General features: G+C 70.8%; 9 protein-coding genes. All 9 read left to right on the top strand.

What is annotated here, in order from left to right; genetic code table 11:
• The first annotated feature begins 29 nt into the window (after positions 1-29).
• Genes NRB56_RS01960 through NRB56_RS01920 form a run of 9 tightly spaced genes read left to right on the top strand, consistent with a single transcriptional unit; the run spans position 30 to position 11981 of the window.
• Positions 30-1091, top strand: a complete 1062-nt coding sequence (locus tag NRB56_RS01960; RefSeq protein ID WP_153338714.1) for a glycosyltransferase family 4 protein — start codon at positions 30-32, stop codon at positions 1089-1091.
• Positions 1088-2239 (top strand): glycosyltransferase family 4 protein, encoded by a 1152-nt coding sequence (locus NRB56_RS01955; RefSeq protein WP_153338713.1) that lies wholly within the window; start codon positions 1088-1090, stop codon positions 2237-2239. Before NRB56_RS01960 ends, NRB56_RS01955 begins: the two co-directional genes overlap by 4 nt.
• Positions 2232-3659 carry a lipopolysaccharide biosynthesis protein gene (locus NRB56_RS01950; RefSeq protein WP_153338712.1) on the top strand — a complete coding sequence of 476 codons (1428 nt, stop codon included), beginning with the start codon at positions 2232-2234 and terminating at the stop codon, positions 3657-3659. The genes NRB56_RS01955 and NRB56_RS01950 overlap by 8 nt, the downstream gene beginning before the upstream one ends.
• Positions 3656-4660: a CgeB family protein gene (locus NRB56_RS01945; protein WP_319942436.1), complete on the top strand. Its 1005-nt coding sequence runs from the start codon at positions 3656-3658 to the stop codon at positions 4658-4660. The genes NRB56_RS01950 and NRB56_RS01945 overlap by 4 nt, the downstream gene beginning before the upstream one ends.
• A gap of 27 nt (positions 4661-4687) precedes the next feature.
• A complete protein-coding gene (locus NRB56_RS01940; protein WP_153338711.1) occupies positions 4688-6127 on the top strand; it encodes a hypothetical protein in 1440 nt (479 codons plus the stop codon).
• Complete coding sequence (locus NRB56_RS01935; protein ID WP_153338710.1) at positions 6118-7419, top strand: GNVR domain-containing protein; 1302 nt, start codon at positions 6118-6120, stop codon at positions 7417-7419. The genes NRB56_RS01940 and NRB56_RS01935 overlap by 10 nt, the downstream gene beginning before the upstream one ends.
• Positions 7409-8764 carry a glycosyl hydrolase family 28-related protein gene (locus NRB56_RS01930; RefSeq protein ID WP_153338709.1) on the top strand — a complete coding sequence of 452 codons (1356 nt, stop codon included), beginning with the start codon at positions 7409-7411 and terminating at the stop codon, positions 8762-8764. The genes NRB56_RS01935 and NRB56_RS01930 overlap by 11 nt, the downstream gene beginning before the upstream one ends.
• Positions 8761-10644, top strand: a complete 1884-nt coding sequence (locus NRB56_RS01925; RefSeq protein ID WP_194290691.1) for a GNAT family N-acetyltransferase — start codon at positions 8761-8763, stop codon at positions 10642-10644. The genes NRB56_RS01930 and NRB56_RS01925 overlap by 4 nt, the downstream gene beginning before the upstream one ends.
• On the top strand, positions 10644-11981 hold the full coding sequence (locus NRB56_RS01920) for a glutamate-1-semialdehyde 2,1-aminomutase (protein WP_153338707.1): 1338 nt from the start codon (positions 10644-10646) through the stop codon (positions 11979-11981). The genes NRB56_RS01925 and NRB56_RS01920 overlap by 1 nt, the downstream gene beginning before the upstream one ends.
• Positions 11982-11999 lie beyond the last annotated feature (18 nt).

The following is an 11999-nucleotide window of genomic DNA, read 5'->3' as shown; positions in this document are numbered from 1 at the left end:
TGGCGAATACGGCACCGGTTCGGGTGCACATGACCGGGTCCGAGTGGTTCGCCGCCGTCCCCGGCGGTCTGAACCGGTACTTCACCGACCTGTACGGCGCGCTGGCCCGCCGGCCGGATGTCGTGGTGAGCGCCGCCGCCTTCGGGCCGGCGCCCGAGGGCGGGCGGTCCTGGGGTCCGGTCGGCGGCGGCACGCTGCACCGCGCGCGAACCGCCTTTTTGGATCGGCGCGATCTGGGCCCGGACACCGTGCTGGACCGGCATTTCGGCCTCTACGGACCGGTGGGCGCCGGGCGGCTGCGCAACCAGCCGACGGTCGTGCACTTCCACGGACCGTGGGCCGCCGAGAGCCGGCTGGCCGGCGAGGGCTCCGGCGCGGTCCGCGCCAAATACGCGCTGGAGCGGCTGCGGTACACCCGCGCCGACCGGTTCGTCGTGTTGTCCCGGTATTTTCACGATGTGCTCGTCAACGACTACCGGATACCGTCGCATCGCATCGCGATCATTCCGCCCGGCGTGGACGTGCCCGCGAGCCCCGAACCCGCTTCGTCCCCGGCGGATTCACCACCCACGGTCCTGTGTGTGCGCCGGTTGGAGCGCCGCATGGGCATCGACGTCCTCATCGATTGCTGGCCCGCCGTGCTCGACCGGCATCCCGAGGCGCGGCTGATCATCGTCGGAACCGGCACGATCGCTGCCGAACTGCGCGAGCGCGCGGCGCCTCTCCCCTCGATCGAGTTCACCGGATTCGTCGACGACGACCGGCTCGACGAGCTCTATACCCGGGCCACGGTGGCGGTGGTGCCGTCGCTGGACCTCGAGGGTTTCGGGCTCGTCACGCTCGCGGCCCTCGCGGCCGGGCGGGCGCCGGTGGTCACCGACTGCGGCGGGCTGCCGGATGCCGTACGCGGACTGGATGATTCGCTGATCGTCCCGGTCGGCGACCGGGAAGCGCTGGCGGCCCGGCTGAGCACCGCCCTCGACGGCGACCGGCCCGGCCCGGCCCGCTGCCGGGCGCACGCCGAAAAGTTCTCCTGGACCGCGGCCACGGACCGGCATCTGGACCTCTATCGCGACCTGGTCGGCACATGAGGGCCGTCTTCCTGGCGCACACCGCCGCCCCCTCCGGCGCCGAACTGGCCATGCTGCGGCTGGTTTCGGCGCTGCGGCCGCATCTGGACACCGCCGTCGTCTACACCGCCGACGGGCCGATGCTGGACCGCACCCGGGAGCGCGGCATCGAAACCCGTTTGCTGGCAAACACTTTCGACAGCCGATCGATGACCATCGCCGGTGCGGCCGATCCGCGGCGGCTGCTCGCCGGTGCCGCCGGGCTGCTGCGGGTGGGCTGGGCGCTCGGCGCGACCGCCCGCGAGCTCGGGGCCACGGTGCTGGTGGCCGGGAGCACCAAGACCCTGCTGATGGGCGCGGTAGCGGCCCGGCGCGCCGGAATTCCGCTGGTCTGGCAGGTGCACGACCGGATCACCGCGCAGTATTTCGGCCGCGCGCTGGCGCCGGTCATCCGGGTGCTGGGCCGGGTCGCCGCGCAGGGCTGCATCGCCAACAGCCGGGGCACACTGCGCACGCTGTTCACCTGGCGGTGGCCCGCGATCGTCGCCTATCCGGGGCTGGAGCCCGCGCCGGAGACGCCCCGGCCGCCGCAGCGCGAGCCCGAGGACGCGGTCGTCGCGGTCGTCGGGCGGCTGGCGCCGTGGAAGGGGCAGGACGTGTTCCTGCGCGCGCTCGCGGCCGCGAAATACACTCCGCGACAAGTCCTTCTGGTGGGTGGCACCTTCTTCGACGAGGAACCGTACCGCGCCGGGCTCGAGCGGCTCGCCGCCGAACTCGCGCTGCCGGTCACCTTCACCGGCCATGTCGACGACCCGGACACGATCCTGCGGGACGTGGACGTGCTCGTGCACTGCTCGGTGCTGCCGGAGCCGTTCGGGCAGGTCGTGGCCGAGGGGATGCGCGCCGGGTGCGCGGTCGTCGCGACCCGGCCCGGCGGCCCCACCGAGATCGTAGAGCCGGAGGTCAGCGGGCTGCTGGTGGACGCCGGTGACGAGGCGCAGCTGACCGCGGCCCTCGATCGGCTACTCGGCGATCCGGCGCTACGGGACCGGCTCGCCACCGCCGCCCGTGTCCGGGCCCGGCATTTCGGCATCACCGAATCGGCCCGGGTGGTGGCCGGGTTCCTCACCGAGGTGGCGGGGCGGCGGAAGTGGCTGCGGCATGGCTGAATTCCACACCTGGTCATCCGAGGCTCCGACGGTCGAAATCCCGGTTGTCGATCCCCCGACGGTCGAGATCCCGGTGCTCGGCAGGGCCACCCCGGACGCCACGGCCGAGCCGGCCGGGCGGCGGCGTGGCGGCCACGGTGTCGCGGCGGTGCTGCGCGATATCGGCTTCGTCAGCTTCGGCAAGTACGGTCAGTACCTCATCACGGTCGTCACCCTGCCGCTGATCTCCCGGTTGCTCGGCCCGAGCGGTCTCGGGCTGCTCGCCATCGGCATGTCGGCGTACTTCATCGGCTCGCTGGTGGTCGATCTGGGGATCACCTCGTTCCTCGCCGCGAAGGTGCACGACCACGATCGGCCCGAGGCGCGGCCCGACATCGACCGGTTGCGCGGCACCTACCTCGCCGTCCGGGTGACGATCCTGGGCACGATCGGCGCGGCGCTGCTGATCGGCCTCGCCACCGGCGCGCCGGACAAACTGCACATGATTCTGCTGGGCCTGTTCGCCGGCGGGTTCTGGTCCGTCTCCGAGGACTGGTTGCTCATCGGCCAGGGCCGGTTCGGCGCGTCGACGCTCTATCAGAGCTCCGGCCGCCTCGTCTATCCGATTCTGCTGTTGCTGCTGCTGCCGCGTTTCCCCACGGCCACCGTGGCGATGCTGTGCCTGCTCGGTTCCTCGGTGCTGACCGTGATCCTGACCTGGTCGGATTCCCTGCGCAAGTTCGGGATGCCGGGCCGGCCGCATCGGCTGCGGGAGGTGCTGCGCATCGGGATGCCGGTGCTGGTCTCGCGGGCGCTGGTCACCAGTTACGGGCAGGGCGCCGCCGCGGTGTATTCCGTGGTGCTGGACCCGGTTTCGCTGGGCCTCTACTCCGCCGGCGACCGGCTGGTGCGGGCCATCCAATCCTTGCTGGATCCCATCGGTTTCGCGTTGCTACCCCGGATGGCGCACCGCAGCGCGCAGGAATCGTTCTGGCGCACCTCGATCCGATCGCTGCTGGGCTGCGTGGTGATCGCGGTGCTGGGCGTGGTCAGCGTGTGGGCCCTGGCGCCCGTGCTGATCCACGTGATGTTCGGTGACGAGTTCACCCGCGCGATACCGCTGTTGCGGGTCGAGGCGTGCATCCTGCCGGCCACCACGGTCACCTCGTTCGTCACCACCGCGATCCTGCCGGTCCGGGAGGACACGGCCGGGGTGTTGATCGGTGCGGTCATCGGCACCTGCGTCGCGGCCGGTGGGCTGATGCTCGCCCTGCACACCCATTCGGTGTGGACACTGGTGCACGGTACGGTGGCGGCCGAATTCACCGTGATGCTCTGGTACATCGCCCGCGTGCGGTGGATGCTGGTCCGCGAGCGCGCGGGGCAGCGGACCCGGCTCGCGGCCGAACCGGCCGCGGTCTACGAGGTGGAGGCGTCGTGAGAATTCTGTACATCGGCGACGATTGGGTGGGCAGCAACGCCCGCTCGCTCGCCGACGGTTTCCGCGAGGCCGGGCACGAGGTGGTGGTCGTCGACTCGACGAAGGTGACACTGCCGCAACGGTTCTCGCCGCCGTGGATCTACTCGAAGCTGGCCCGCCGCCGGGCCGGCTGGGACATCATGGCGGTACACGACGAGATCGACCGGCTGGCAGCGGATTTCACGCCGGACGTGCTGTTCGTCTTCAAGGGCGTCCATCTCGACCAGCAGCGGTTGCTGTCGGTGCCGGCCCGGGTGCGCATCCACTACAGTCCCGACGACGTGTCGAATCCGGAGAACACCAGCCCCGCCTACCTCGCGCACGAGGCGGCCTGGGATCTGATCGTGACGACCAAGCGGCACAACGTCTCCGAGCTGCGTGAGCGCGGCGCGCGGGCGGTGACGTTCGTCGCCAGCGCCTACGATCCGGCCTGGCACCGGCCCTGCGCGCGCCGCGGCGGCGATCGGTTCCTGGCCGGTTTCATCGGCGCGCGCCGGCCCGACCGCACCGGACTGCTGGTGGATCTGGCCCGGGAGCACCGGTCGCGGCTGGCGGTCTACGGGCCGGGCTGGCGGCGCGAACCCGCGCTGGTGCGGGCCGGGGCCGCGGTGCGCGGACCGGTCTACGGCGAGCACTTCTCGGTCGCGGTCGCCGCGGTCACCGCCAACCTGGTGCTGCTCAACTCCGCCAACCGCGACACCCACACCTGCCGCAGCTTCGAGATACCCGCCGCCGGTGGGCTTTTCGTCGGCGAGCGGACCGACGAGCACGCCGCGCTGCTCGCCGAGGACAGCGAATGCTTCCTGTTCTCCGGCACCGCCGAACTGCGCGAGATCCTCGACCGATGTGACCGCCATCCCGGACAGGCCGCGAAGGTCGCCGAGGCCGGATACCGGCGCATCGTCTCCGGCGGCCACCGTTATGTCGATCGCGCCCGCGAGATCATCGATGCGATCGCCTGACCCCCGCCACCGGACGGAGGCCCCCCGATGACGGGGGCCACCACCGAGGTGCTCCTCGTCGCCGGGGCCCTGGTGACCTTCGTGATCTGCGGTTTCCTGCTGACCGGGCCGATCCGGGTGTTCCTGATCGCGCAGAGCGCGTACTGGGCGCTGTCCTACGTCGCGGTGCCGGCGGTACTGCTGTGGGTACAGCCGCAACCGCAGTACGGCGACAACCTGCCCGACCCGCGACTGGTCGCGCTCGGTTACGACCCCGGGATCGCGGCGGTGCTGCGGCCGGTGGTGTTCGGGTCGTGGCTGTACGCCGGAATGGTTGTGGTCTACACGATCTGGCGGCGCGGCCGGCGCAGTCCGGTGCCGGGCGACGCGGTGGAACGACAGTCCTTCCTGCGCGGCCGCGCGCTCGCCCGGCTCGCGGACAACCCGCAGTTCAAGTCGACCCTGGTCATCCTGTACATCCTCGGCACGCTCGGCCGGTTGGCCGCCTACGCCACCGGAACCGCCGGTCGCGCAGGCGAATTGGAGAGCCCCAACCCGTTCCTCAATCTGATCACGGTGCTGGGCACCATCGGCGCTGTCGGCCTGCTCGTGTACTCGCGGCCCGCGACCCTGCGCGGCATGCTGATGATCATCGGCGGACTGACCGCGGGCGAACTGCTGTGGACGGCCGCCGTGCAGTCCAAGACCCCGATCATGGGCGCCGCGCTCGCGCTCGCGGTGCGGTTCGCGATGACGGACTGGACCCGCGGGAAGGTCATCGCGGTACTGACGATGACGGTGATCGCGGTCGGCGGATTCGGTGCGCTGCAATCGCTCAAGGCCAGCGACGAGGCGAAAACACAATCCGCGCTGGCGGATTCGAGCTACCCGACCTCGGTGCGGCCGTTCCTGAGCCTGCTGCGCCGGTTCGACGGCCTGGAGGCGGCCACCGACGCCTACTACGCCGGTCCCCGCTCCTGGCTGACGCCGAAGGAGACGATGGAGCACGCCGCGGAGACCCTGCTGCCCACCCAGTTGCTCGGCACGGAGAAGTTCCAGGCCGGCGCCGAATGGGCCGCCGACGTGCGCGGGCAGTCGGTGGACATGTCGGGTATCGAGGTGTCGCTGGCCGAGGGCGATATCAACGAGGGCTATGTCCTGGGCGGGTATCCCGGTGTCGCCCTGGATGTGCTGTTCACGTTCGCGGTGCTGCTCGTCTGGGCGTGGGCCATGTACGATACGCGCATTCCGCTGCCCGTCCTCGGGCTGGCTCTGATCGAGGTTCCGGTGTTGTTCGAGCGCGGTTTCCTGGGCGCCTTCGAAACGCTCGGCAAGTACCTGCAGGCCATGGCGCTGGTCTGGATCATCTATCTACTGGTCGGCGAGTATCGGAGACGACGGGAGCCGCCGGCGATCGCCACGCTCCTGGAGGAGCGCGCCAACGCATCCCTCGTCACGTCGCAATTGAGAGCAGGACAATGGGTTTGATCGATTTCTGGCATGTGACCAAGCGCCGCTGGCCGATCATCGCCACGATATTCGTGATCTGTGTGGGCGCCTCCTTCGCCTACCTGCGGACCCTGCCGGTGACCTACACGGCGTCGAGCACCTGCTACATCACGATGGCGACCGGGACGTCGGTCAACGACTCCTACCAGGGCGGCCTGGCCGCCCAGCAGCGGGTCCGCTCCTACGTCGACCTGGTCACCAGCGAGACCGTGGCGCAGCACGTGAAAGATCAACTCGCACTGAATGTCTCGACCGCCGAGTTGCGCAACGCGATCACCGTGTCCTCGCCGCCCGCCACCACCCTGGTGGAGATCTCGGTGCGCGCCTCGACCGCCAACGGCGCACGGCAGCTGACCAACGAGGTGATGTCGCAGTTCCGGGCTCTGGTCGACCAGCTCGAGACCATCCAGTCCGACTCCGCGCCCGCGGCCCGGGTCGCGGTCGTGGACCAGGCGCAGGTCCCGTCCGCGCCGAGCGGCCCGCAGTCCAAGCGCATCCTGGTGCTCGGCGTCCTCGCCGGTCTGGTGCTGGGGCTGTTCGCCGCGATCGGCCGGCATCGACTGGACCGGCGGCTGCGCACCTCGCACGAGGTGGCGAAGCTGCTGACGGTGCCGGTGCTGGCCCACGTCGAGGAGGGCAAGCCGACCGCCGCCGGTGAGTTGCGCCGGCTGCGCACCCGGCTCACCGACGACCGCCGGATCCGCAGTGTGCTGCTCGCCCCGCTGTCCCCGCAGTCGCGGCCCGAGGTGGCGATCGGACTGGCCCAGTCCCTCGGCGACGCCGGCGCGCGGGTGGTGCTGGTCGACGCCGACACCACCGGGCACGGCAGTTCGGTGCACCTGACGCTGCAATCGGCGACCGGGCTGAGCGAACTGCTGCGGCTGGCCACCCCGCTCGACGACGCCGTGCTCCCCTGGGAGGAAGCGGGGATCTGGGTGCTGCCCGTGGGCGCCCTCGACAAGCACACCCCGGATCTGCTGGCGTCCAGGCGATTCGCCGACATCATGGCGAAGCTGCGCAGCGAATTCGACCACATCGTGCTGGAGTGCGCGCCGGTCGCCGCGGCCGCCGACGCCGTCCCGCTGGCCCGCAACTGCGACACCACCCTCGGCGTGGTGGAGCTGGGCCGGACCACCAGCCCGCAGGTCACCGACGCGCTCACGGCGTTCGGGCCCGACGATCCGCGTCTGAGCGGCGTGGTCGTGTACACCCACCCCAAGCGCAAGCGCAACTGGCTGTCCCGGCCGGGCGGAGCTCCCGATGGCAAGTGAGTCGGTACACCGCCGGCGGCTGCTGGCGGTGACGCTGGGCGCGGCGGCCGCCGGTTCGCTGGCGGCGTGCTCGACCCCGGCCGCCGATCCGGGCCCCGGATTCCGTTCCCCGCACGTCACCGACGCGCCCGCCGCGCGCAACGTCCGGGACTTCGGGGCGGTCGGCGACGGTAAGGCCGACGACACCGCCGCCATCGCGGCGGCCGCCGCGGCCGGTGACCGGCCGCTGGTGCTGTACCTGCCGGCGGGCACCTACAAGGTGACGCGCTGGCCCGATCTGCCCGACTACGCCACCGTTCTCGGCGACGGGGCCGACGCCACCACCGTCACCTACGACGGTGACGGCACCCTGATCTCGCTGCGCGGCCGGCAGCGGGTCCGGTTCCAGCGCCTGGGTTTCTATCTGTCCGGGGCGAATTCGACCGCGGTGTGGCTGACCGGATCCTTCCGGTGCAGCTTCGACGCGGTCGTGCTGCGCGGAAATCACCTGTCCGGCAACTTCCCCCGCTACGCCGGCCAGCGCGGCGTGGTGCTCGACGGGAACACCGGTGGCACCGCGTTCCTCAACTGCGACATCAACAACTTCGGGCTGGGTCTGGTCACCTCGTGCATCCAGAACTACGTCACCTCCAGCAAATTCACCAACAACCGGATCGGCGTGCTGGGCACCGGCAACGACCACAACGCCGGATTGGCGCTGTCCAACGTGGAATTCGTCTCCGACGCCGATCCCCGGACCACCGACCGGCACCTCGTCGTGGACGGCGCCGCGAACGACTGGTGGCTGACCAACGTGTGGTTCGAGGGCGCCGACACCGCGCTGTCGATCGGTAGCGACAGCGGCGGACCGGCACAGTTCGGGATGGTGAACTGCAAGGTCGCCGCGCGCGCACTATGCCTCGACCTGATCCATTGCCGGCAGCCGTATCTGGCGAATGTGCAGTTCGATCCGGACGGCGACAACCTGCCCGTCGAGATTCGGGTCAACCACGCCGGTTGCCCGGAAGGATCGGCGATCAACCTGATCTCCGGCTACCGCGACGATCTCGACCTGCGGGTCTTCCCGGAGAGCTGGTTCGTGGTGGCCCGCGGGCGCGCCCGCGCCACCCGGTTCGTCGGCACCACCGTGCTGCAGGCCGGCTCGCCGGACACCGACATCTTCCAGATCCAGGATCCGAGCGGGGCGCCGCTGGCGGCGGTATTGCCCAGCGGCGCATGGATGTCCGACCGGCCGGAGGGTGGCGTGGTGCTGAAGGATCCCGCCGGAGGCTACTGGCGGCTGTCGGTCGGCGTCGACGGCGTGGTGCACACCGCCCCGCTGGGCAAGGACCGGCCGCGGTTGTGAGCGGGCGGATACTGCTGGGCCCGGTGCGATTACGCGGTTGCGAGGTGGTCGTGCGGTCGCCGCGGCCGTCCGACCACGCGGCGTGGCGGGCCGCCCGGCTGCGTGACCGGAAGCTCATCGAACCGTACTGGCACAGTTCGGATCTCGACTGGGCGCAGCGGCACACCGAGCGGGAGTGGATCCACGAGTATGTCGCCGTACGCGCGGAAGTGCGTGCGGGACGGCAGTTCTCGGGGATCATCGAGATCGACGGCCGGTTCGCCGGGCAGTGCGAACTGTGCCGGCTCGACACCCGCGCCGGTTCCGCGGAACTGAGCATCTGGATCGACTCCCGGTTCGCGCGGCACGGATTCTCCTGCGTGGCCGCCGCGCTCGTCCTCGCGCACGGCTTCGACAGGCTGGGGCTGGAACGGATCGCCGCCCCGATAGCGCCCGACAACGGTCCGGCGCTCGCGTTCGCCACCCGGCTCGGTTTCGTGCGGGAAGCGTTGCTGGCGCGGTACTTCGACGCGGGTGGCACTCGCAGCGATCACGAATTGTGGTCGTTGACCCGGGCCGATCTGCCGCCGGAAGGGCTGGTGGACAGTCAGCTCCGGCGGATGCGCGGCGCAAGCGCGGCGGGGCAGCACGATTCGCGCGCCGAGGTGACGCTCCCGGCGGCCGAGGCGCACCCCCGGACGAACCGGCTCGGTACGGCCGCACTCGTCGGTGTTCGGACCGCGCGCCACACCGCGTGGCGGATCCGGCGCACCCCGACGCTGCTGCGCGGCGATCGTCCGGTCCGGTTGAGCGTTCCCGGACAGCCCAGAATCGTCCTGCGCAGCCGCACTTTCGCCGACGGCGGCCCGCGCGCGGCGGCATACGTACACCGGGGGCCGCTCGACGGTATCGGCCCGCTCCCGCCCAGCGCGCACCTTCGGCCCGGCGGCCCACTCAGCCACGGCGACCCGCTCGAGCTCAGTGCGCATCCTTGTCCGGGTGATCCACTGACCCACGGTGACCCACTCAGCCACGACGATTATCCTCTTCTGGGGAACGCGCGCACCGACGGTGACCCGCTCGCTTACCGCGAGCATCCCCTTCCAGGTGATCCACTGACCCACGGTGACCCACTGAGCCACAGCGAGCCCAGCGACCCGCTCACCCATAGTGACTCCCTCCCGTACAGTGCGGATCGCCTGAATGGCGACCCGCTCACCCATGGCGCGCTCGGCGATCCACTCACACACGGTGATTCCCTCCCGCACAGTGCGGAACGCCTGCACAGCGACCCCCTCCCCCAGGCCATGCCCGACCCGCTCACCCATGGTGACTCGTTCCCACACCGTGCGGATCGCGTGCATGGCGAGCCGCTCGTGCAGAGCGTGCGCAGCGTGCCGTTTCCCCGAGGCGATTCACCTGTTCACGGCGACCCGTCGGCGCACGCGGAGCATCGCCTGCCCAGCGGGCCATCTGCGCACGGCAGGCGGGTCGCGTGGTGGCGCGAGTTCTTCGAGAGCCGAGGCGGATTGCGGTCGGGCGGTGGTCTGGTGCTGGTGCTGGAGGTCGGCGGGGTCTACGCGGGTGAGTACCGGTTGTTCGATCTGGACATGTTCGATCGCAATGCGCGGTTGTCCGCTTGGGCCGATCCGGGCCGGGCCGGACGCGAGATCCGCACGGCCGCGTTGCGAGCCGTGCTGGCGTATGCCGTCGATTCGCTGGGCCTGTATCGGGTGGCGGCCGAGATCGACTCCGCCGATACCGAATTCGCCGAGGTCGCCGCTGCGGCGGGCATGCTCGAGGAGGGGCGGTTGCGCGATCATCTCGGCGCCGCCGGGCGACGGGCCGATCACATGTTGTGGGCGCTGACCGTGGCGGCGCCGGAGCGGGGGCGGGGCTGATGCGCAGTTTCGACCGTAGTAATTACGTCCAGGACCGGCTGCACGAACTCGTTCCGGGGGGCGCGCACACATATGCCCGCGGGGCGGATCAGTATCCGGAATTCATGGCCCCGGTTCTGGTGCGCGGCAACGGTTGTCACGTCTGGGATTGCGACGGCAACGAATACGTCGAATACGGGATGGGACTGCGGTCGGTCACCCTCGGGCACGGGTACGCGCCCGTGGTGGCGGCGGTGTCGCGCACGATCGCCGACGGGGTCAACTTCTCCCGGCCGACCGAACTGGAAATGCTTGCCGCCGAGGACTTCCTGAGTCTGGTACCCGGCGCGGACATGGTGAAGTTCGCCAAGAACGGTTCCGACGCCACCACCGCGGCGGTGCGCCTGGCCCGCGCCGCCACCGGCCGTGAGACGGTCGCGATCTGCGATCAGCCGTTCTTCTCCGTCGACGACTGGTTCATCGGCACCACCGCGATGAACGCCGGCATCCCGGCCTCGCCGCCGACCGTGCGATTCCCCTACAACGACCTGGATTCGCTTGCCGCCGTGCTCGATTCGCACTCGGTCGCCTGTGTGGTGATGGAGGCGGGTACGGCGACCGCCGAGCCCGCGCCCGGCTATCTCGCCGGGGTACGGGCGCTGTGCGACCGGTACGGGGCCCTGCTGGTGTTCGACGAGATGATCACCGGTTTCCGCTGGTCGGCGGGCGGAGCGCAGGCGGTGTACGGGGTGACCCCGGACCTGTCCTGCTGGGGTAAGGCGATGGGCAACGGATTCCCGATCTCGGCGCTGGCCGGGCGGCGGGAATTCATGGAGCTGGGCGGACTGCGCACCGAGCGGGATCGGGTGTTCCTGCTGTCGACGACCCACGGCCCGGAAACCGGCTCGCTGGCCGCGTTCCGCGCGGTGGTGCGGGCCTACGCGGAGAGCGACCCGGTCGGCCGGATGGAACGCGCCGGTCGCCGGCTGGCCGACGGCGTCAACGCGATCGCCGCGGAACTCGGCATCGCCGGCCACCTCCGGGTGCTCGGCCGGCCGTCCTGCCTCATCTTCGCGACCCGCGATGCGGAGGGTCTTCCCTCCCAACCGTTCCGGACCCTGTTCCTGCAGGAGCTGCTCGAGCGCGGCGTGCTCGGCCAATCCTTCGTCACCTCCGCCGCGCACACCGACGCGGCGATCGACCACACCGTCGAGGCGTGCCGGTCGGCCGCCGAAATCTACCGGCGCGCAGTGGAACAGGGCTCCGTCGAGGGGTTGCTGCGCGGTCGTCCGGTGGCCCCCGCCCTCCGCGCGCGGGCCGCGCCGCGCTACATCGCTCCCGCGCCGCAGCCGTTCTGAAGTCCCGAACCAGATACC

Origin of the sequence: Nocardia aurantia, from assembly GCF_009604425.1 — a bacterium.
In the GTDB taxonomy this organism is placed as follows: Bacteria; Actinomycetota; Actinomycetes; order Mycobacteriales; family Mycobacteriaceae; genus Nocardia; species Nocardia aurantia.
This window is presented reverse-complemented; position numbering and strand designations above follow the sequence as displayed.